Annotated in this window: 13 protein-coding genes and 1 pseudogene; 6 read left to right on the plus strand and 8 right to left on the minus strand. The window is 49.1% G+C overall.

Annotation, left to right across the window (positions count from 1 at the left end):
- Positions 1–219: 219 nt before the first annotated feature.
- Positions 220–657 (minus strand): type II secretion system major pseudopilin GspG, encoded by a 438-nt coding sequence (gspG, locus tag FTU55_RS02700; RefSeq protein WP_005181871.1) that lies wholly within the window; start codon positions 655–657, stop codon positions 220–222.
- Positions 658–708: 51 nt separating this feature from the next.
- Positions 709–1,914 (minus strand): type II secretion system inner membrane protein GspF, encoded by a 1,206-nt coding sequence (gene gspF / locus FTU55_RS02705; RefSeq protein WP_045795388.1) that lies wholly within the window; start codon positions 1,912–1,914, stop codon positions 709–711.
- Between the two features lie 151 nt (positions 1,915–2,065).
- Between gspF and FTU55_RS02710 the strand changes: the two genes are divergently transcribed.
- The 6 genes from FTU55_RS02710 to FTU55_RS02735 all read left to right on the plus strand — a co-directional run bounded on the left by FTU55_RS02710 (position 2,066) and on the right by FTU55_RS02735 (position 9,067).
- Positions 2,066–4,288, plus strand: coding sequence for a primosomal protein N' (locus FTU55_RS02710; RefSeq protein ID WP_168408507.1), 2,223 nt, complete (start codon positions 2,066–2,068; stop codon positions 4,286–4,288).
- A gap of 49 nt (positions 4,289–4,337) precedes the next feature.
- Positions 4,338–6,179 (plus strand): monovalent cation:proton antiporter-2 (CPA2) family protein, encoded by a 1,842-nt coding sequence (locus tag FTU55_RS02715; RefSeq protein ID WP_016659637.1) that lies wholly within the window; start codon positions 4,338–4,340, stop codon positions 6,177–6,179.
- Positions 6,180–6,229: 50 nt separating this feature from the next.
- Positions 6,230–7,105, plus strand: coding sequence for an Hsp33 family molecular chaperone HslO (locus tag FTU55_RS02720; RefSeq protein WP_005181862.1), 876 nt, complete (start codon positions 6,230–6,232; stop codon positions 7,103–7,105).
- A gap of 412 nt (positions 7,106–7,517) precedes the next feature.
- The gene (locus tag FTU55_RS02725; protein WP_005181860.1) at positions 7,518–7,979 is read left to right on the plus strand and encodes a DUF2147 domain-containing protein; all 462 of its coding nucleotides are present in this window, start codon (positions 7,518–7,520) and stop codon (positions 7,977–7,979) included.
- 403 nt (positions 7,980–8,382) lie between these two features.
- Positions 8,383–8,721, plus strand: a complete 339-nt coding sequence (locus FTU55_RS02730; protein WP_005181858.1) for a chaperone modulator CbpM — start codon at positions 8,383–8,385, stop codon at positions 8,719–8,721.
- 76 nt (positions 8,722–8,797) lie between these two features.
- Positions 8,798–9,067, plus strand: coding sequence for a YdcH family protein (locus FTU55_RS02735; RefSeq protein WP_034598128.1), 270 nt, complete (start codon positions 8,798–8,800; stop codon positions 9,065–9,067).
- Positions 9,068–9,153: 86 nt separating this feature from the next.
- On the opposite strand, the pseudogene FTU55_RS02740 reads toward FTU55_RS02735, so the two are convergent.
- From FTU55_RS02740 to FTU55_RS02765, 6 genes and pseudogenes are all read right to left on the minus strand, one after another.
- Positions 9,154–10,380, minus strand: a pseudogene (locus FTU55_RS02740) (CorA family divalent cation transporter).
- A gap of 97 nt (positions 10,381–10,477) precedes the next feature.
- A complete protein-coding gene (gene pnp / locus FTU55_RS02745; RefSeq protein WP_171065134.1) occupies positions 10,478–12,565 on the minus strand; it encodes a polyribonucleotide nucleotidyltransferase in 2,088 nt (695 codons plus the stop codon).
- Between the two features lie 247 nt (positions 12,566–12,812).
- Positions 12,813–13,082, minus strand: coding sequence for a 30S ribosomal protein S15 (gene rpsO / locus FTU55_RS02750; RefSeq protein WP_004637724.1), 270 nt, complete (start codon positions 13,080–13,082; stop codon positions 12,813–12,815).
- A gap of 778 nt (positions 13,083–13,860) precedes the next feature.
- The gene (gene recD, locus FTU55_RS02755) at positions 13,861–15,636 is read right to left on the minus strand and encodes an exodeoxyribonuclease V subunit alpha (RefSeq protein ID WP_180046127.1); all 1,776 of its coding nucleotides are present in this window, start codon (positions 15,634–15,636) and stop codon (positions 13,861–13,863) included.
- A gap of 62 nt (positions 15,637–15,698) precedes the next feature.
- Positions 15,699–19,415 (minus strand): UvrD-helicase domain-containing protein, encoded by a 3,717-nt coding sequence (locus tag FTU55_RS02760; protein WP_180046129.1) that lies wholly within the window; start codon positions 19,413–19,415, stop codon positions 15,699–15,701.
- Between the two features lie 3 nt (positions 19,416–19,418).
- Complete coding sequence (locus FTU55_RS02765; RefSeq protein ID WP_180046131.1) at positions 19,419–23,105, minus strand: exodeoxyribonuclease V subunit gamma; 3,687 nt, start codon at positions 23,103–23,105, stop codon at positions 19,419–19,421.
- Positions 23,106–23,261: the final 156 nt, after the last annotated feature.

Genomic DNA, 23,261 nt, shown 5'->3' on the forward strand with positions numbered 1-23,261 from the left:
TAGATGATATTGCTCCACATTCCCGGGATTATTGTAATCAGTACTGTTGGGAATAATTCTTATTATGAATCTCAAATCTGGAAGATTATCTTAAATCTATATTTATCAAGATATTAGTATATTTTTTATAATTAAGAGCTATTATCACTTCACCTTTAATTGAATAGTCCAATCAGGTGAAGTGATATATTCCATCACGGCATTTATAATCAAGCCGGCTTAAGGCTGATAATAAATATCGGCATCGGTGCCTTCACCGCCCTGCTGACCATCTGCACCAAAAGAATACAGGTCAAAAGCGCGACCTTCAGAGCCTGGAATTACATATTGAATGTCATTGTCCCAGCTGTCTTTTGGATAACCGCCTTTGACATAACCACCCGGCAACCAGTTTTTAGCTGACGCGGGCTGATTGACCAGCGCATCTAAACCGCCATCCTGCATGGATGGATAACGGCCATTGTCCAGCTTGTATTGATCCAGCGCGCCGGCCACACCTTTTAAGGTAATTGCGGTGGTATCGACTTTGGCTTTTTCACCACGGCCCATCACGTTCGGGACAATTAGCGCCGCCAGCACGCCTAAAATGACAATCACCACCATTACTTCAATGAGGGTAAAACCGGCCTGTTTATTCGAATAGGATTTCCGTTGCATCAGGTTCTCTCTTGAATCTTTCATCATTTGTTATCTTCAATGGGTCTCGATTTAAATCATATTATTCATATTGACAATAGGCAGCATCACCGCAATCACAATCACCAGCACAATACTGGCCATCAGCACCAGCATTAAGGGCTCCAGCAGCGCCAGTAAGGTCGAGATGAGCGTGGTCACCTCCCGATCCTGCATGGTCGATGCGCGCTCCAGCATCCGGTCGAGCTCACCCGATGCTTCACCACTTTTAATCATTTGTACCATCATCGGCGGGAAATAACCACTGCGCTCCAGCTGGGTGCCCAAGTTCCCCCCTTCGGTGACTTTCTCGGCCGCCAGATTAACCGAATCGCGGATCACCCAGTTACTGCTGACCGCAGCGCCAATTTTTAAGGCATCAACCAATGGTACACCGGACTGGGTCAGAATCGACAGGGTGCTGGCAAAACGTGCTGCGTTTATACCACGTGACAGTTTACCAAATAGTGGCAGTTTGAGGGTTAAACGATCAAATGCATAATGGCCGGCCGAGGTTTTTAAAAAGCGGACCAACAGGAAGATGCCCAGAATCGTCCCGACCAGCAAAAAGGGCCAGGCCAGACGGATAAAATCACTGGCTTGCATTAACGCCACGGTAATCCACGGCAAGGCGCCTTTGTCCTGATCAAAGGTTTTGACAATATCCGGCACCACATAGGTCATCAGCCCCATCACAATGGCAAAGGACATCAGCATTAAAATAATCGGATAAATCATCGCGCCCTGCACTTTTTTCTGCATGGCAAAGCGGTTTTCAGTGTAGTCCGACAGCTGGTCCAGAATTAAATCCAGATGTCCAGAACGTTCCCCGGCGGCAATGGTGGCAATATATAAATCCGGAAAATGCCCCGACTGCTGCAAGGCATTGGCCAGTGAATATCCTTCTAAAACCTTGGAGCGTACTGACAGCAATAAATTCTGCACATGGGCTTTTTCACTTTGCTTGGCCACGGCGCGCAAGGCTTCTTCCAGCGGGATGGCTGCGGCTACCAGTACCGACAGCTGCCGGGTCATTAAGGCCAGATCATAAGCGGTCATTTTTTTCTGGAACCAGCGCTGGGCCTGATGCTTCTGTTTTTGTTCTACCGGATCAACACTAATCGGGATAAGGGCCTTGTCACGCAATTGCTGACGAATCTGCCGTGCAGAATCCCCTTCTAAAACCCCTTTTTGCTGCTTTCCTGATGCATCAAGGGCTGTAAACTGATATGCAGGCATTGTAATGCTCTAATTTTCCAAAAAATTATTCAACGCAGTTGCGTCTCACCACCAAAATCATTCATATTCTGAGATATAAATTATTTGCTCACTCTATCATAACTCCAGATCGAGCACGACGACATTTTCATCAGGAAGCAGACCCGCTGTTATGCCAAATTCGCCCGTCCATCCCGCCCCCATCTACCGTGTTCGTGTAGCTGTTCCGGTCTATCTGTATGACGGGTTTGACTATATGCTCAGTGCGGCTGAATATCAGCAGGCTGCCGTCGGCGCGCGGGTGCTGGTGTCCTTTGGCCGGCAGAATCTGGTGGGCATCATTATTGAAAAACTCCCGCCCGATCATCCGCTTGACCCCAAGATTAAACTGAAAGCCATTAGCGAGCTGCTCGACCAGCAGCCGATTCTAGATCAGAAAGTTTTAACTTTGTTGACATGGTCGGCGCAGTATTATCAGTTTCCGATTGGCGAAGTGATGCATAGCGCCCTGCCCAGCCTGTTACGTCAGGGACGCCCGTATAATTTACTGGCACGAATGTGGAAACTACTGGATGATCAGGCCGAAGCCAAACTGAAGCGCTCCGAGAAGCAGCAGGAGGCTTATAAAGTCCTGAAGCTGCATCCGAGCGGGACTTCAGAAAATATCCTGAATCTGGCCGGTATTGAAACTGCAACCTTAAAAGCGCTGGAAAAAAAGCAGATTTGCTATTGCGATCTGGAGCAGCAGGATTTTAGCCCGGTGCCAATGACGCTGGCGCAAATGCCGTTAACCCCGAACAGCGACCAGAAACGGGCCATTGAAACCGTACTGAAAGCACAGCATCGTTATCAGGCCTTTTTACTCGATGGTCTGACCGGCAGTGGTAAAACCGAAGTCTATCTGCAGATCATGCAGGAAGTGCTAAAACAGGGAAAACAGGTATTGGTGCTGGTGCCGGAAATTGGCCTGACCCCTCAAACCATTAGCCGCTTCCAGTCTCGTTTTCACTGTCATATTGCGCTGCTGCATTCCGGTTTAAATGACAGCAAACGTCTGCAGGCCTGGCAGGCCGCCCAGACTGGCAAGGCTTCGATTATTCTTGGTACACGCTCGGCAATTTATACCCCGCTGCCCAATCTGGGGCTGATTATTCTGGATGAAGAACACGACCTGTCATTTAAACAGCAGGAAGGCTTTCGTTACCATGCCCGCGATGTGGCCTTATACCGTGCTCATTTAGAACACTGCCCGGTGATTCTCGGTTCGGCCACGCCCAGCATTGACAGCTATGCCTTAACGGAACAGGGTAAAATGATCCGTCTGGAACTGAACCAGCGTGCCGGCCCGGCACTGATGCCGAAAATTCACATCATTGATTTAAAAGTTGCGCAAAAGCAGCAAGGTCTAAGCCTGCTGCTGATTCAGGAAATCAAAAAACGCCTGCAGAAAAAAGAACAGGTGCTGATTTTCTTAAACCGCCGCGGTTATGCGCCAGTGCTGGTCTGTGACAGCTGTGGCTGGCAGGCACAATGCCCACACTGTGATGCCAATTTTACCCTGCATCATAGTCCATATACCCATCTGCATTGCCATCATTGTGGCACCATTCACCGCAAGCCGGAGCAATGTCCGCAGTGCCAGCATAGCGAACTGAAAACCCTGGGCATGGGCACAGCCAAGGTTGAAGAAAACCTGCAACAGCTGTTCCCGGATTACGATGTGGTGCGGGTGGACCGCGATTCCACCAGCCGCGTCGGCAGCTGGCAAAAAATTTATGACCGCATTCAAACCAGCCAGCCGCTGATTCTGCTCGGCACCCAAATGCTGGCCAAAGGCCACCATTTTCCTTATGTGACTCTAGTGGCGATTTTGGATATTGATGCCGGCCTGTTAAGTGTTGATATCCGGGCGCCAGAGCGGACTGCGCAGCTGATTGTGCAGGTGGCCGGTCGTGCCGGCCGCGGTGAACATAAAGGCGATGTCTATTTACAGACCCTGCGTCCTGATCATCCGCTGCTGAGCACCCTGGTCGAGCAGGATTATCGTGCCTTTGCCCGGCAAACCTTAAAAGAACGTCAGGCCGCCCTGCTGCCCCCATTTCGCTATACCGCCCTGATTCGCTGCGAATCTAAAAGTCAGGAGCAGAATCAGCAGTTTTTACAGCAACATGCTCAATGGCTGCGAGAAAATTCTGAACAGTTAATTGATATCTGGGGACCGATTCCGGCACCAATGGAACGCAAGGCCGGCCGCTATCAGGCCCATTTAGTATTGTTGTCGCAAGATCGTGCCCGTTTACATTTTTATCTACGTGCATGGTGGCAAAATATGTTGCATCACAAGCCATCAAATATGAAACTTAGCTTAGATATAGACCCTCAGGAATTCAGTTAACCACTGACTTAGCTGCAGCCTGAGGGCACCATAACTCCTAGGATTGTCGATGTCGTTACTGCTGCAAATCACCCTGTTTCTGGGTGCCTCTTTATTACTGGTTCCGCTGCTCAAGCGTTTTGGGATTGCCACCGTACTCGGCTATCTGTTTACCGGTATTTTATTGGGCCCGAGTGTGTTCAATATCGCCAGCGACCCGGAAGCCATTCAGGAACTGGCTGAATTTGGCGTCATTTTACTGATGTTCATTATTGGTCTGGAACTCAGACCCCAGCGGCTCTGGCAAATGCGTCAGTCGATTTTTGTCATGGGCAGCGCGCAGGTGGCCGTCACTGGCCTGTTACTGGCGATTCTGGTGTTTTTCAGTTTGCAGCAGCAGATTGCCGCCAGCCTGATTATTGGTTTTGCCCTGGCCCTGTCCTCAACCGCCTTTGTGCTGCAACTTTTAAATGAAAAACAGCAACTGAACAGCAGTTATGGCCAGCAGTCTTTTTCAATTCTGCTATTTCAGGATATCGCCGCCATTCCATTAATTGCAATTATTCCCTTGCTGGCCGGTACTGAATCGACTCATCATGGGCTGGCCTATTTCGCCGCGATTCTGGCCACCTTTAGCGGACTGTTTTTATTTAGCCGTTATCTCATGCGCCCGTTTTTCCGTTTTGTTGCCAAAACCGGCGCGCATGAGCTGATTACCGCGGTCGGCCTGTTTATTGTGCTGGCCGTGGTCTGCCTGATGGATGTCTTGGGGATTAGCACCACGCTTGGCGCCTTCCTGACCGGGGTGCTACTGGCCGATTCCGAATTCCGGCATGAACTGGAAGCCAGTATTGCACCGTTTAAAGGACTATTGCTCGGCCTGTTTTTCATGACCGTGGGGATGACCACTCAGATGTCCCTGCTGATCGACAGTCCACTGTTCATTCTCGGCGGCGCCTTAGTACTGCTGTTGGTGAAATTTATTTCCCTGACCGCAATTGCCCGGTATTTTAAATATTCCTGGCAAAACAGTTTGCTACTGGCCACCTGTCTGGCGCAAGGCGGTGAATTTGCCTTTGTGGTGTTACAGGTTGCCTTAACAGAAAAAGTGGTGGCACAGGCCATTTTAGAGCCGATTACCCTGATGGTGACCCTGTCGATGGTGCTAACCCCGGTGCTGTACTGGTTCATGACCAGCCAGGTGATTCCGCGTCTGAATCAGGACAAGACGCCGGAATATGACCAGATTCCCGATGCGCATCCAGCGCTGATTATTGCCGGTTTTGGCCGGGTTGGGCAGATTATTGCACGGGTGGCCTATTTGCAGCACCTACCCTATACCGCCATTGACAGCAACCTGGATAAAGTTGATTTTGTGCGCAATTATGGCGGTAAAGTCTATTATGGCGATGCCACCCAGCCCGATATTTTACGTGCTGCGGGGATTGAACATGCCAAGACCTTTATTCTGGCCATTGATGATATTGAAGACTCGATGAATGTGGCCCGGCATATCCGCCTGAATTATCCGCAGCTCAAACTGCTGGTGCGTGCCCGTGACCGCCATCATGTGCATTTATTGCGGGATTTAGGCGTTGAACACATCTGGCGCGAAACCTATTTATCTTCTTTAGGCATGGCCTATTGCGCGCTGCGCGACCAGGGTATTGCTGAAGAAGATGCTTACAAGAGTATCGAATTGTTTCGCAGTTATGATGAAAAATTACTGGCCCAGCAGCAGAATATTTATACCGATGAGCAAAAAATCTATGAAACTCATCGCAATGCACTGGCCGAGCTGGAGCACCTGTTCGAGAATGATGCTCAGGTCCGGGAAAGCCCGACCGGTGTAGATTTAAAGCGTTCACTACAAAACCATCATATTGATGTAACACGTAATGAATCAAACTGACTTGTGATTTACAATATCATCACCATTAATGCAGGGTTATGGAGAATTTTATGTCTGATTTACGCCAACGCTTTTTTATTGAAGATAGCCCTGTCCGCGGTGAGATTGTTCATCTTGAAGAAGCCCTGCAAACCATTTTGGCCCAACGTGACTATGCGCCAGCCATTCAGGTCCTTTTGGGAGAAATGCTCAGTGCCACCGCTTTGCTGGCCAGTACCTTAAAAATTAAAGGTCGGATTAGCCTGCAAATTCAGGCCAGCGGTACCTTTAAATGGGCAATGGCCGAATGTAACCATCTGGGTGAAATTCGTGCTTTGGCAGATTATGAACCAGATCCACATTTCCAGCAGGCTGAAGACAGCAGCACGGTACTTAAAACCCTGGTCAATCCGGTGCTGTTTATTAATATTGAACCGGAATTTGGTGAGCGTTATCAGGGTATTGTGCCTTTAGACAAGCCAAACCTGGCCGGCTGCCTGATGCAATACTATGATTTATCTGCACAAATTCCAACCCGTATTGTACTGGCCAGCAACGACCAGCGTTCTGGCGGTTTGCTGATTCAGCTGTTACCGCGAAATAGCGAAGAAGAACAGCAACGTGTAGATGAAGATTTATGGCCACGTCTGACCATGCTGACCGAAACCCTGAAAACCAGCGAACTGACCGATCTGGAAGTTCAGGAAGTATTGTACCGTCTGTACAACGAAGAAGAAGTACGTCTGCCAGAAGTTGAACATCTTAAATTTGGCTGTACCTGTTCCAAAGAACGCTGTGCTACGGCACTGACCCAGATTGGGGCCAATGCAGTACGCGAAACCTTGGAACATCAAAACCCGATTGTGATGGATTGCCAGTTCTGTAATGCACGTTATCAGTTTACTGCAGAAGAAGCACTCGGCCTGTTTGGTGAACACCTAAGCTAAGCCGCACCATTCAAGCCGACCAAGAGATCAAACCGGAGAACGGTTTGGTCTCTTTTTTTATATTTAGTTTCATACGTTTATTCAAGCTTTTTGCGCTGTAGATATAGCTTCAAATAGCGCACGCTTTTTACTGAACTCAGCATCAATCTCGCTCAAGCTGTTACTCATCTTTTTTAAGCGACTGGATTACGACAAACCATACCGCTTTATTCATCTACCGCAAGCACATATTCAGTTTATAACCTGACTGATGAATTCAAGCGCACGCAATAGCTTAAACTACTTAGCAGTTTCATATCTTATTGTGATCGTTTTCACTTATTATCTCATTGATTTAACAGTATTTTCTTCTATAGAATTAGGTACTTTACTCTAATTTTAATAACGCGCATTGCGTTGTGGGATAATAATCATGAAAAAGGGATTTACAGGGATTGTTGCTGGATTGCTTTTGGCAACAGTTTCAGGCGTATCTTTCGCAGAGAATGATCCATTGGTGGGGAAATGGAAAACAATTGATGACCGTACCAGTTATTCCCGTGCCGATGTCGAAATCCGTAAAAAGCCAGATGGCACCTATGAAGGTATTATTGTTGAAACCCGCAACATTCCGGGTGCAGAAAAAATGAATATTTGCCACCAATGTCCGGGCCAGCTTAAAAACAAACCGTTTATCGGCTTGCCATTTATCTGGGGCTTTAAGCAGGATCCAAAAAACCCGTTACAGTTTGTGCAAGGCAGTGTACTCGACCCGATTGGTGGCAAAGTCTATAAAGGCAAGGCACGCCTAAGTGCCAACGGTAAACGCCTGACCTTACGCGGCTATGTCGGTGTTTCCGTGATTGGTCGTAGCGTGACCTGGATTAAATACTGATTCTTCAACAAGTTTACAAGAGGCTTCTACGGAAGCCTTCATTTTATCTTAATGATATGGACATAATTTGAAACAATATAGTTGCTCTACCCTCTGTCCGTCCCTCTCGAAAGCCTGAATAATGAATAAAATTTAAACAGTTTATTTAAACTGGAGATTAGCCAAAAGTAGGCCTGCTGAGCGTCCTTGGTGCCAGCAAAATGGCGAAAAAGCAAGCAAGGCTACGTTTCAAGCACAAAGGAATACCAAACAAAACAGCCAAATGCTGAAATATGGTTTTAAATAAAATTAATCCTTCAGATAAAACAACAAGAGCGCAGCGCATAGACCCGAAATTACGTTAGAACAACCCATGCATCTGCTCTTCCTTGTTTTAACAAGTTCAAGCTAAAAGGAGTAAGCCATGACCACGATCCAATATCGCGAAAACTCCCAGTCTGGTCGCCCACAAGCTGAAATTATAGATGAGCGCGTATCTTTTGATTTAGAGCATTTTGCTGAAGCTTGTGGTCAAAGCCCGGAATGGGTATTACAGCTTTTAGAATATGACATTCTCCCTTCACGTCCGGAAGAACGGATTCACCAGTTTTTTGGGGAAGATGTCTCTCGTGCCCGCCAGGCCTATCGCCTGCAACGTGATTTTAATGCCAGCTTTTCTGCCGTCGCCATGATGCTCGATCTGATTGATGAGCTGCAAAATTTGCGCAAAGAAGTCAAACATCTGCATTTAAGACAAAGCTAGGCACCACGCCATTTACTCTCTACAGGGAAATCTGCGTATTTCCCTCTCTTTATTTTTGGGAAAATAGACGGTCGCAATGAAAACAAAAGAATGCAACAAAAAGGTCAAACTCATGTTCCCGGAGTTTCGGGAATTAATGCAACAACTGCGCGAAGACAACCCACATTTTGCGCGCCTGTTTGAAGATCATGAACATCTGGACCGGAAAATCAGCCAGCTCGAGCTTGATCCGGTTCATCAGATTAATGATGATATCGAGGCGCTGAAACGCAAAAAATTAAAACTGAAAGATCAGATTTATCAGCTTTTGCAGCAGGCCCAGCAAAATCCTTCATCTTCACCTTAACCGGTTTTTATTGCAGTGCGATGAAATCTGCACGCTGCCCGAAAGAAAGCAGATGCTTTCTTTCGGGCAGGCAAATGAAGGCTGCATTATTTTGGTTTAAGCTGAGAATCTCGAAGAGCGTTCTGACCTTCCGGCAGTAATGGCTTGCCAGGCACATAATCCAGAAACCAGAACAGGTCCATCCGGGTCCGATCCGGCCGCTGCGAAAGCATGTCCAGCACACTTTTTTCACCGCGCCCCACCATATGCCGCCGATAAAAATAATACAGCAGCAACAAGGTGGTAATAAGCATGGTGCCAAGCATCACCCAGAAAGCATAGGGTGAATCCAGCCCCGGAATCATCACGAAATTCATGCCGTAAATTCCGGTTAACAGGGTTAAGGGTGCAAACACCGCGGTAATAATCGCCAGAATCCGCATATTTTCATTGGTCTGGTTGGCAATGGCAGAAAAATGCAGGTCAATGGCCGCCTGAATGGCACTTCTTAAACGCAAGGTATGTTTCTGGATGCGGGCCACATGGCTGCTTAAGTCATCTACCCGCACCAGCATGATTTCCTGTTTTTCACTGCGTTTCTTGCCTTTTAAATGCAGATAGTTTTCGACAATTTCATCGCGCAGTTCCTGCAAGGTATCAATCTGTTCTTCACACAGATTTTCCACATGCTGAAATGCCATATTTTCCTGTAGCAACTGATGCCACTGGTTAAAACGGCGATGGCCCTGCAACAGCTCACGCTGCCAAAACTCGACCCGGCGGGTTAAAGGATGACGCAGGTTTAAATAGTCATCGACCATACTGTTCAGTAAACGTAAGGCCAAATCTAGAGGCGAGGTCGCCAGTTTTTTTGGTTTATTCTGCTCTTCAGCCGGCCGGCTTAAAATGGTATCTAAACGGGCAATATAATTTTCGATGGCTTTATTGCCCTGCTCACTCACCGTAATAAGCACCTGCGGGGTCAGAATAAAACTGACCGGTGTGGTGCTTAAGCCAAACACATGCTCATGCGCTTCGTCATTAAAGTTATAAATCTGGTCATCCGGAGTAATCAGTTTGCGGAAAATCAGCAGGTCATAATCTTCCAGACTGTCGAAATTACAGGGATGTTCCAGATTTAAAATATCTCGCAGATGATATTCATTCAGCCACAGCTGGGTGTGCTGCAGTACCTGTTGCTGCCACTGTTCCGGATGCTGGCGTACATCTTCCCGGGTATAGTCCAGCTAGATAAATTCTGTTTCGGCGGCCGGCCCCCGATGCAGAAATAACTGTTGTGTGGTGTCATGGAGGGAAAAATAATACTGTTGCATCCGCGTGCATCCACATTCCTGCCATTTTATTTTGCGATCATGCCATAAAAAAGCCCGCTTCATAAAGCGGGCTTTTTCAATTCATCAGGGCCTGAAATTAAGCCTGATCAATGTCTTTCATGGTTAACTTGATACGGCCACGGTTGTCGACATCTGCAACCTGGACTTTCACTTCCTGGCCTTCTTTCAGTACGTCAGTCACGTTAGCTACACGCTCATTTGAAATTTGAGAAATGTGCAGCAGACCATCTGTACCCGGCATGATGTTTACGAAGGCACCGAATTCAACAATACGAATTACTTTACCGGCGTAGATTTTGCCTGGTTCAACTTCAGCAGTTAAAGCCTGAATTTTGGCAATAGCCGCTTGTGCAGCTGCTTTGGTTTCACCAAATACGCGAACGGTACCGTTGTCTTCAATATCAATTGCCGCTTTGGTTTCTTCAGTGATTTGACGAATGGTTGCACCGCCTTTACCAATCACGTCACGGATTTTGTCCGGGTTGATGGTAATGACCTGGAAGGTAGGCGCATGCATTGAAATTTCTGGACGTGCACGTGAAATCACTTTGTTCATTTCGTTCAGGATGTGCATACGACCGGTATAAGCCTGGTTCAATGCCACTTCCATGATCTCTTCAGTGATCCCTTCGATTTTGATGTCCATTTGCAGCGCAGTAATACCGTTGGCAGAACCGGCAACTTTAAAGTCCATGTCGCCCAGGTGGTCTTCGTCACCCAGGATGTCAGAAAGCACTGCGAAACGCTCGCCTTCTTTGACCAGACCCATCGCAATACCCGCAACTGGTGCTTTTAGTGGAACACCGGCATCCATCAGTGACAGAGATGCACCACATACAGACGCCATAGAAGATGAACCGTTCGATTCAGTAATGTCCGATACAATACGGATTACGTACGGGAAGCGGTCAGCAGCTGGAAGAACCGCTTGTACACCACGACGTGCCAGACGACCGTGACCGATTTCACGACGTTTAGGACCAGACTCACGACCCGTTTCACCAACCGAGTAAGCCGGGAAGTTGTAGTGCAACATGAAGTTGTCAGTTTTGGTTCCAGCCAGGGTATCAACCATTAATGCATCACGGGTGTTACCAAGAGTCGTTGTTACCAACGCCTGTGTTTCACCACGGGTGAACAGCGCAGAACCGTGAGCACGATCAAGAACGCCCACCTGTACATCTAACGCACGTACAGTTTTGGTGTCACGACCATCAATACGCGGCTTACCAGACAGGATGTTGTCACGTACAGTGCGGTATTTCAGATCTTCAAACAGTTCATTCAGGTCATCTGCGATGCCATCTACATCTTCTTCAGGTACGAACTGCGCAACCGCCTCTGCTTGCAATGCATCCAAAGCAGCATAACGGTCTTGTTTGATTGCAATGGTATAGGCTTCAGAGATTTTCGCTTCAAACGCTTCTTTTAATTTCGCGCGAAGGTCTTCATTTTTCTCTGGTGCAGTCCAGGTTGACTCAGTTGCGCCAGCCGCTGCTGCAAATTCATTAATCGCCTGAATCGCAATTTGCATTTCGTCATGACCGAATAACACTGCGCCCAGCATCTGGTCTTCAGACAGTTCTTTCGCTTCAGATTCAACCATCAGTACTGCAGCTTCTGTACCTGCAACCACGAGGTCAAGGTCAGACTGTGCCAGCTGTTCGTGGTTCGGGTTCAGGATGTATTCACCGTTGATTAAACCCACACGTGCTGCACCAATTGGGCCACGGAACGGTGTACCCGCAATTGCCAGTGCTGCTGAAGTACCTAACATGGCAGCAATATCCGCTTCCATGGTTTTGTCAGAAGAGACAACTGTTGCTGTTACCTGGATTTCGTTGTAATAACCTTCCGGGAACAATGGACGAATTGGACGATCAATAAGACGTGAAATTAAAGTTTCTGCCTCAGACGCACGGCCTTCACGTTTGCCATAACCACCCGGAATACGGCCAGCAGCGTATTGCTTTTCTTGATAGTTTACGGTTAGTGGGAAAAAGTCCTGACCGGCTTTTGCTGTTGGCTGTGCAACTACCGCCACCAGTACCGATACACCACCCATGGTGATTAAAACCGAGTTGGCCTGACGTGCAACACGACCGGTTTCCAGTACCACGTTGTACTGACCATATTGGAATTCTTTACGAATAATATTAAACATTGACATGTATTTTTGTTTCCTGATTTTATTCTAGTGGAGACCCCTAAGGTTTGGCATTCACGACTCAGGTTCAAGTAAATGACAAAGCTTAGAAGCCGACCTCACTAGAAATATAGGTTTTTTAAACACAAAGAAGGAGCGAAACAATCGCCCCTTCTTAATTACCCGGTCAACGCCGGGTACACTTTAGTTTTCAGACATACAGCGCAACGCATGCAATAACCCGAAAATAAAAGTCTAAATCGAATTAACGACGTAAACCTAAAGCACCGATCAACGCAACATAACGACCGTGATCTTTACCGTTTAAGTAGTCTAATAATTTACGACGTTGGTTAACCATACGGATCAGACCGCGACGGCTATGGTGGTCGTGTTTGTGCTCTTTGAAGTGACCTTGTAAGTCATTGATTTGAGCAGTTAAAAGAGCTACTTGAACTTCTGGTGAACCAGTGTCGTTTTCAGCACGAGCAAATTTAGCGATGATCTCTGCGCGATCTGCGTTTGTTAAAGCCATTCGATTTCTCCGAGATGCTTATAAAATACCTTGATAAAAATCAAACCGATGTCAAGCATCTGTCTGACTGCCGTGCATCACTACAGCAAGTGCATTATTTTAAGACAAAACCGCTTAAATTGCAAAACACAACGCGAAAAAGCCATGAATTATCCGATGCGATGTCACATGAATGATGCAGCGTCTGCCCGGAGGATTGATTCTATTCATAAAACACCAAAGAGAAATCCGGGATGATGAAACGTAAATAAGCTGAAGTGGAATAAAAATAGCCCGGGAATAAATTCCCGGGCTATTTTTTGCGCTGTAGTTTCTTCTTTTTTCGTTGTTCTAATTTTATTTATTGTGATGTATAGCGAGGCTTTGGCCTTCTTCTAATCAACATTCCCTGTTTTAATTGGCTTTCCTTATGTGATAGATTTTGCCACAAGCCCTTGGGGAAAGAAGCAGATAATTACCTCTCTCCTTGTACGTTTTCGCTTACGTCGATGAATGACGCTTCATTTTTTTGATTTTGAACTGCCAATAAAAAAGCCCTGTAGTCTCTCCCAAAACTACAAGGCTTAGCGGCTGTAAGTTTCCTCTTTTTTTCACCTACTTCAATGTAAGCTCGCTGTCTCTCGACTTTCTTATTCTGGTTTTGCGATTTTCCTCAACTTTCCGTGTTGAGCTTTTGTGTGAAGTCATCTTCTCAAAAACTCAGGCAAAGCTCTATGCGCAAATTTCTCGAATCGTTGTAAGCATTTTCTTACAACGGCCGGGTTTATTTATGCCAACTTTATAATGACAAATGTTCATTTACTTTTTCTAACACACCACTGTTACGGCTGGTTTTCACGGTTAAGGCCTGTACCAGCGCCTGCCGGTCGGCCAGTAAACTCACCACCGATTTGGCCCGGGTAATGGCGGTATAGATCAGTTCCTTGCTCAGCAGATTCTGCGCGGCCTGATCCAGCACCACCGCCACATGCTGAAACTCCGAACCTTGAGATTTATGAATGGTCAGAGCAAATGCGGTTTCAATATTTTTTGGCAAGCGTGTGGCTGGCACCCATTTATCCAGACTCGGGAAATACACTTCAAACTGCCGGTTGCCCTCACGCAGACGTTGCAGACACAGGCCAATATCACCGTTGGACAGGCCGAGCTGATAGTCGTTATAGGTCATCATTACCGGCCGGCCGACATACCAGTCGCCCTGCTTGGCCACGTCCAGAGCCAGTTGCTGCAACAAACGCTGCTCAATCTGCATGTTCAGCTGTTGCAAGCCCAAGCCACCATGCCGAATTGCAGTCAGAATCCGATACTGGTCAAAGGCTTTCACCACCTGCGCCACCACCGCGTCTGGATCATCGGCCTGTAAATACTGTTTTAGGCTGTGCACATAGCCCTGATAGCCCAGCATCAGTTTGTCATAATAGCCCTGCCCGGCTATGGGATCCGGGGCTTCATCGGGTAAATATTCCAGTTGCAGTACATCGGCCATATCCGGCGTTAAAGTTACGGCCTGTAATTCGCCCGGCTGCACCAGCTGTGCGGCAAACTGCTGCAAGATTTGCGCGGCCGGCTGTTCAGCCGTTTGCTGCTGAATAAAGCGGGCCATTTCACCAATTAAGGCACCGGCTTTAAAACGGCGACTGGTGACCAGATGCACATGATTATCTGCCAGTGCCGGCACCTGCTGTAAATCGGCCAGCACCGAACCAACATCGACCGACGCCAGCTGCTGCGCATCCCCAAGTAAAATCACCCGGGTCTGTTCAGCAATGGCATTGAACAGCATGCTGGCCAGATTCAGGTCCAGCATGGAAGCTTCATCAATCACAATCAGGTCATAAGGCAACGGCTGCCGGGCATGAAAACGTGGCTGCTGCCGGTTGCCAAGGCCCAAAAGCCGGTGGATGGTAATCGGGGTCAGGCGTTTGAGATCGTCACTGACCAGATTGGCAATTTTCGGATCATCAAAGGAATTCTGCAGTGCTTCTTTCATACGCTGCGCGGCTTTTCCGGTCGGGGCCGCCATGGCAATCCGGATTTCCGGCAAGGCCTGGTTTAGCACGGCAATAATCCGCGCCAAAGTATAGGTTTTACCGGTACCCGGACCGCCCGTAATCAGGTTAAAAGCGGTAGTCGCAGTCATTTTGAGCGCCTGCTGCTGGTGCTGGTCTTCCAATAAATGCAGATAGTCCGACACATCTACCGCCGTAACAGCTTGCTGTTTTAAGCGTGCCACCTGCTGTGCCAGCGCCGACTCCAGCGCCCAATAACGGTACAGGTATAAATGCTGCTGGTCATAAATAAACGGCGCCACCGAACCCGGTTCAGAACCGGAACCGACCAGATTGGCCAACGCTGCCACCTGTTCGGCAGAAGCGGCTATACAGCTGTCACCATTGAGAGTAGCCTCCAGCAACTGCGCGATGATTTTAGCGGAATCTTCTCGCCTTTCCGCCTGAAAAAAAGGCGCCTGTAAAAGATAGTTACTCCAAAGCGCAAACCATGCCGGGGTTTGGGTTTCAGGCGTTGCTGCTAAAACTGTCCGCTGGTTGTCCACACTATTATCCTCAAAGTTATCCACATGCTAAATCATTCTTTCTTTAAATGTTATTAAATGATTTAGGCAATTTTCCCCAGTTGATCGACAGTTGGATTCCCCAACAGTGCATCCAGTCGCAAAATAAACTCGACCGGCGGTTTCCAATGGTACACGCCCTGCCCGGCCTGACCATTCATGCCGCGCAAATACAAATAGCTGGCCCCACCTAAATGTTGATAAATATCGTAATTTTCCAGATGGACTTTCAGGTAGCGATGCAGGGCCACCAGATACAGACCGGCCTGCAGCCAGTAACTGGACTGTGACATGCTGGCCTGCACCGAGGCTGCCTGATAATGCGACTGATCGGCGCCTAAAAAGTTACTTTTATAATCGGCAATATAGTAACGGTGGCCATCAAAATACACCAGGTCAATCGAACCGGTTAAATAGCGCGCCGAATTGGCATCATGAAAATCCAGCATCTGAATGCCATATTCATCAAACAGCTGATGAATCCGCTTGATCGCCAAGACCTGATCGGACAAGGACAGATAAAACGGAAATTCTGCCAGATACTGCTCGGGCGCCAGCTGTTTTAACTGAAAGCCCGGATGCAGCGGTGTACTCAGAACATCCAGCAGCCATGCCGACAGCCAGCTCAGCAAGATTTCCTCCGTATGTTCCGGATATTCCTGACTAAACTTGTCCTGCAGCTCCTGCCACAAAGAAGGATAATCATTTTTAAAACGGCGCTGGATTTCCAGCGGCCAGTCCTGCTGATCCTGAAAATCAATGTGTTCAAAAATCTCATGCAGGAAATTACCGGCCAGCGTGCCCATCGGGAACTGGCGTTTAATCCAGGCAATCGGCTGATTCAGGATTTCGACATCGTCGACCGCTACTGGCTGATGCAGCTCATCGGCGGCACTGCTGTGCTGCTCAATATGCGCCGCCAGCGCATCAATCGCCTGTTTACGGCTTAAATGCTGGGCCAGGGCACTAAAACTGGTTTTACTGCGCGGATAAAAACGCTGCTGCGGGAAAGTCTTTGCCGTTAATGGCAGCGTCTGCTCATGCTGCTGCAGCTTCAGCCTTGGCGGCTTTTCAGTCAGCAACGCTTCATCGCCACAATGCGGATGCTGGAAAACGTCGCTGCCCTGACCGCGCCAGAAGGCCAGACCGGAGCAGGATTTTCCGCTCTGATCCTGCAAAATGGCATAGACCCGATGACTGGCCCGGGTCAGTGCCACATACCACAAACGGCGCTGCTCGGCTTCGGCCCGGAGCTGATGCTGTTGTTGATCCTCTGCACTGAGCAAGGCTGCTGCATTTACCGCAATCAGACGCTGCTGCTCGGTTTGACCGGTCAGCGGATTGACCGCCTGAACAGTCGAAAAATTCAGGGTTTTGTTGACCTCACGAAAATCCTTATCCGCCCCCAACAAGAACACCACTTTAAACTCCAGCCCTTTGGACTGGTGGATGGTCATCAACTGTACCCCGGCGGCATTGGACAGTTTTCGCTCCAGTTCCCACTCGCGTTCACTTGGCGCCTGCAACTGTTTTAAATACCACTGATACAGGGTTTGTGCACCCTGATAATGTTCGCTGTGCTGGCTAAGCAGTTCGCTTAAATGGCGCAGATTGACCACCACCCGTTCATTGTCACGGCTGTGATGGGCGACCAGATTCTCCCAGACCTGAAACAGGTTCAGGGCATATTGCCAGGCACTTAAAAAGCCTTTTTCAAACCAGATGCTGCGGATGCAGTCAAAATCATCCATAAACTGGCTCAGGCCGGCCGGATGGGCCTCCAGTTCCAGTAAGCGCTGTAAATTAAAATTCAGCAGGCGGCTTAACAAGGCCCGTTTGACTTTGGCTTCATCATAAGGATGCATGATTGCGGTCAGCACCGCCCCCACATCTTTGGCGATCTGGCTGTCAAACACACTGCGTTTGGATGGACGGTTCACCCGGATTCCGAGCCGCTCCAGTTCATACTGCACCTTGTCCAGCCCGTCATGGTTTTTGGACAGCACTGCAATATCATCTTCAATTAGCGGGCTGCGCTCCTGACCATTTTGCAGATAGATCTGCTGCTGCGCCGCCTGATTTAAAAGCGCCCGGATTTTCCAGGCCACCTGCAATGCTTCATTGTTCTTGTCTTCCAGCATTAACCAGCGTAAGGGCTGCCGGTTTTCCCCTTGCCCGTCAATTAAGGCCGGATGGGGGCGAGGTCCGGCTTCTACCAGGCTATATTGCACCTCTTCACCAAAATCCATCTGGCGCTGGAACAAGGCATCGACCACTTCCACCAAAGCCGGAATAGAACGATGATTGTATTTCAGGCTATACAGGCGCCCCTGTTTGGCCTGCACATCGGCCCGGGCCTTGTTATAGGTCAGCATATCACCGCCGCGGAAACCATAAATGGCCTGTTTTGGATCACCGACCATAATCATGCAGCCCTGCTGATAATAGCGGGCATGACGCCAGATACTGGCCAGCATACTGTCCTGATCCTGGTTGGTATCCTGAAATTCATCGACCAGAATCAACGGATATTTACTGTGCACAAACTGGGCAAAACGCAGTCCCTGCTCGCCCTGCAAGGCTTCTGACAGGCTGCGGATCTGCTGGGCAAAGGTGGTTTCACCTTTTTGCTGCAACACCTGCGGCAGGCGTTTTTTCACTTCGCGGCTTAAATAGTATTTGAGATAGGCATCCAGCAGCTCTAAATCCAGTTGCAGTTGCTGCAACTGCTGGCAGAAAGCTTTCAGCCGTTGAATCACCGCATGCTGTTCAAATTGCGTCAGCACCTCGTCCGGGCATTTGTTCAGCACTTTTTTGGTGGATAAATCGGTACACAGCTTTAAGGTTTTTTCAAAATGCGGTGCAAACAGGGCATAGCCACGTTGCTGAGACAACGCCTCTAGCAATGCGGGCAAAGCCTCGCATAAGGTGTGTTGCATCAGCTGATTGGTGCGCCACTTTTTCCCGACCAGTGCAGCGTACTGGCCCTGCTCCAGATAATAGTCGCTCAGGCTGTCGACATCGGCCAGATCCAGCTGTAACAGCTCATCAATGGCTGCTTCAAACTGGTTTAAATCCAGTTCGGGCGCCGGTACTTCACGAAACTGGGCCGAGGCAAAATTCAGGGTATTTTCAACAATACCCACATAGGCGTCGACATGCTTGAGTTTCTTTTGCAACAGCAGATAATTCACCACCTGCTGTGGCTGGGCTTGTAGCCATTGCCGCAGCACATCATGAATCAGCTGATGCACATAACTTTTGGCATCATCAGTAATATCAGCGCGTTCAATCTTACCGCATTCAAAACTGAATTCTCGCAATAACTTCTGGCTAAAACTGTCCAGGGTACCCACAAACAGTTCATCCAGCTGGTCAATCACCAGCTTGAGCCGGTCACGGGCAAAGTCCGGTTTGGCAGCATAATCCGCCAGCACTTTTTGCAATAGCGGATCGGACTCGGTCTGGGCCTTAGCTTGCAGTTCAGCTTCGGTATAAGACTGGCACTGTTCAAAATAACGTAGGGTTTCAACCAGACGTGCACGAATCCGGCTTTTCAGCTCGGCCGCGGCGGCACGGGTAAAGGTGGTCGCCACCACCTGATGGGGTAAATAGGCTTCCAGAAAAATCCGTACAATCAGGCTGGATAAGGTATAGGTCTTGCCGGTGCCAGCCGAAGCTTCAATCCAGTGCAGCCCCTTGAACTGCATGTCAGTAATGGGCTGGAAAGATAGCGGCGAAGAATGTGGAGTAGCGGCCATCATTTACTCCTCAAGCGTCTGCTGGTGCCAGAAAATCGGCTGGTATAAATCATAGGAAAACTGTTCACAGGCATGCGCCAATAATAAACTGGCATCCTGCTCCTGCAAAATAAACTGCCAGTCACGATGATGCTTGCAGGCTTCGTTGTCGGCCACCGAAAAGGCACTAAACTGGCCCGAATCATTCCAGTCCTTATACAAGCCATCCAGATCTTTCAGCTGCATACGCTGTTCGGCATCGGGTTCCCATTCATGCTGCTTGCCTTTTTCCGCCACTTTCAGCAGCAAGGCCGATGGCAGCACCAAAGGCTGGCGCTGGCCATAGTCCCAAGCCTTAAACCAGTGTTCCAGCCACTGTCTGGCCTGATTGGAACTGACTCCTTCACAGCAGACGGTATCATCACTAAATACCACAATCCGCTGATGCTGCTGGCCGCCATCACCCAGATTCAGATAGGCCAGCCAGAGCAGATATTCCAGCCAGAGTGCGGTACGGCGTTTGGCACGCGCACTGGACGCTTCCAGACTAACCCAGCGCTCGGCGCCCTGTTTTGGCAGGGTCAGGCGGATGTGCAAGTCAGGACGCACTTTCCAGACCTGTCGGGTGATAGTCGTTTCACTCGGTGCATAGTGCTGCAAGCGGGCCTGTAGCTGCTGCTGTTCGACCAGACTCATGGTCCAGCTGCCTTCACGAATTTTGCCAATCGGCAGGCGGTCTTGTAACAGTGCCGGATCGGGCGTATCGTGCTGCTGTTTCAGAAAATCGCGGATGGTATAGCGACCCAAACCATCCAGCAATAACGGCTCGGCCTGATCGCTGCGCTGTTCCGGACGTAGGTTTTCCACCCCGACACTTTTTAAATACAGCCGCGCCGGGAAAATCATGTCCTGAATCCATTGCTGGCTGTCCAGCACCTGCAAATCCTGGGTCAATAAAGGATAAGGCTGATTGGCCCAGTGACTGCGCTGCCCACCCGGCTGACGAATCTGCTGTGCCACTGCATACCACTGGTCCTGAAAACGGATGATCTCGCTGGATTCAAAACCGAGCGGATCAAACGGCTGTAAACGGTGCACACAGTACAGCTGACGCAACTGCTCCGGCACCTCAATCCCGTCAATACTCACGGTCTGGTTCAGCGCAGACTCGGGCTGCGGCGCGGCAACAATCAGCGCCAGATGCTGAATCAGCTCCTGTAAGATGCTGGACGGATCACGCACCTGCCCGTCATTGACATCAAAGCCGTTATAAAACAGCCAGACCTTGTCCTGCGCCAATAGCAGTGCATCCAAAAATGCACCCTGATCATCTTCCAGACGCGAGCGGTCACCCAGTTGCGGTTTCAGCAACTGCATTAAATCGAATGGCAGCTGCACATTACGATTCGGGAATTTGCCACTGTCCAGATTCAGCATCACCACCAGTTTATACGGCAGCGGACGCAGCTGGCCCAGCTGGCAAAAGGTAATCTGGCCGCTTGGTTCAGCCTGTTCCAGTTGTGCTGCCAGCTGTGCTTCAATTTCTTCCAATATATACGGCAAAGGCAGACTTAAGGCCGCCAGTGCATGCCGGTCCTGCTCATCATAATAGCTGGCCAAAGTCAGCATACGGTATTGCTTTTTAATGATTTTATAGACGTTTTCCAGCGCGGTGACACCAGCTGCGCTAAACTCGTCAATGTCTTGCATTAAGCGTTTTAGCCACTGTTCGGCCCGCGTGTTCTCGCCGCGTTCATGCGCAATCATCCAGTGCCGGCGCTCGGCCAGGTCCTGATAAATCTGGATCAGTTTGGCAATCAGTTCAAAATCGGCCGGCATTACCTCGGCAAAACATAGGGTGTCCTGAAACAGGGTATGTTCCGGAATGGCCAGCCCCAGCGCCAGACGATCCAGCGCAAATTTAAAACTGAAGCGATAATCCTGATCATCGGCGCTCAGGCTGCGCTGCAAATGCTCGGCATCAAAACCGCGTTTAAAACCGGCGGCACTAAGCAGCTCCAGCAAACGCTCCAGCTGGGTAATGTCCAGCTCATAACGCTGCAAACTGGCCGCTAGCCCGAGCCAGTCAGCAAATTCATCCAGACTAAAGCGGCCCTGTAACAGACGAATCCGGCCGGCCACGGCGCGCCAGGCATTGCTGACATCCAGCTGGCTGACCCCGGCAATCTGAATTGGCAAATACACGCTGTGCTGGGCCAACCGGCTACTGTCATGTAAGGGATTGCCCAGATCACGCGCACTCGGTGGCGGCGCAAAGACACTGCGGATTAAAGGCTCAATCTCTTTTAAATTCGGACTTAAAACCAGAATATCGCTTGGCCGGCGCGGCTGCTCTTTCGTGCCTTGCGACAGCCAGTGCAACAGCTGGTCTTTTAACACTTCCAGCTGACGCAGACTGGAATGGCAGACATGAATCTGGATGGAATCATCATGCTGCTCTAAAGCATATTGATGCGCGGCCGGTTCATTTAAATACAGGATATCGGCCTGCAGCTTGCCCAATAAGCTGGGCTGATAGTCATCAATAAACAGATCGGCCCAGACGCCTTCTTCACCGGAAGATAAGGCAGAGAGTAAGGAGAAATGATCGCGTGCCTGCTTGCCCAGACGGGTCAGCAAGGGATGACGCGACTCGCGGTTCTGGGCATTAAAATGCAGGGTAAACTGTTCGAAAAACTGGGCAATCTCGGCATCATTGGCCTGTGGATGCTGCGCCAGAAAACGCTGTTTCACCCGCGCATCATAACGTGCCTTCCAGTTCGGATCGACGCTGTCGGCCCAGTATTCCTGTGAAGGGTTATAATGCAGGATAAAAATTTCAATGTACTGACCTAAACGGCGCAGGAACTGTAACTGCTGCGGCGGCAAGTCCAGCAAGGTAAATACCACCAGCTGTTTCGGTAATTTGCGTAGCGCCTTGCCCGGCTGCTCCGGACTGCCCAGCGCCTGCCAGAACAGCTGGTCAATCTGCTGCATCTGCTCAAAATCTTCATGAAAAACTGCCTGCCACAGCCAGCGCTGCCACGCCTCCAGTTCTTCTGCCTGCTGCAGCATAAAGCCCGACACTTCGCTGTCGGTTTTAAAGAACATCTGCTCCAGATCAAGGGCCTGATCACGGCCCCATTGCATCAGCCAGTTGGTCGGACAGCGGCACTGCTCGCCACAGCCTTTCTGGCAATGCCCACGATAAGTCATATAGTGGCTAAACAGTTTGGATACCTGTTCGGCCACCCAATACAACATGCTCTGTTTTTTCAGCTGGCGTTCCAGCGGCTGTTCCAGCCGGTCGGCACTGGCATAAATCCGCTGGATAATCGGAAACAGCGCATGGCTGGTTGCTAGCGGATTCTGTTCCGGCTGAATAAATTCTTTTAGCGCCTGAAATACGCGCCATTTAATGATAATTCGTGGAATATTGGCCTGACGGACCAAGTCCTTCTGATCATGCAGCACCCATTGATAGGCACTCCACTGGAAACCGCGAATCCGGTGATGAAACTCGGTATTGGCACAGATGCTTTGATGTTCGGCCAGACGCTGGGTTAACCAGGCTTCCACCGCAGGGGACGGCACAATAAAGTGCTGGGTTTTTAATACCTCCAGCGGATGCGCTGCAGGTTTACGGACTGTCTTCAGCATCGCCTCGACCAGTACATCGACACGCTGACTTTGAATGACATGAATCCCCATAACGCTCTACCCTGTTAAACTTTTGCCATGATATCTACAAAACCATAAAGATTCATTACTATACTTTTGCAGTTGCCTATGTCACTTTTAGCTCATGGTTCGATTCAAAAATGCTTTGAAATACGTACCTTAATAGTGCTTCAATAAAAAAATCGA

This window comes from Acinetobacter sp. YH12117 (assembly GCF_013418865.1).
Taxonomy (GTDB): domain Bacteria; phylum Pseudomonadota; class Gammaproteobacteria; order Pseudomonadales; family Moraxellaceae; genus Acinetobacter; species Acinetobacter indicus.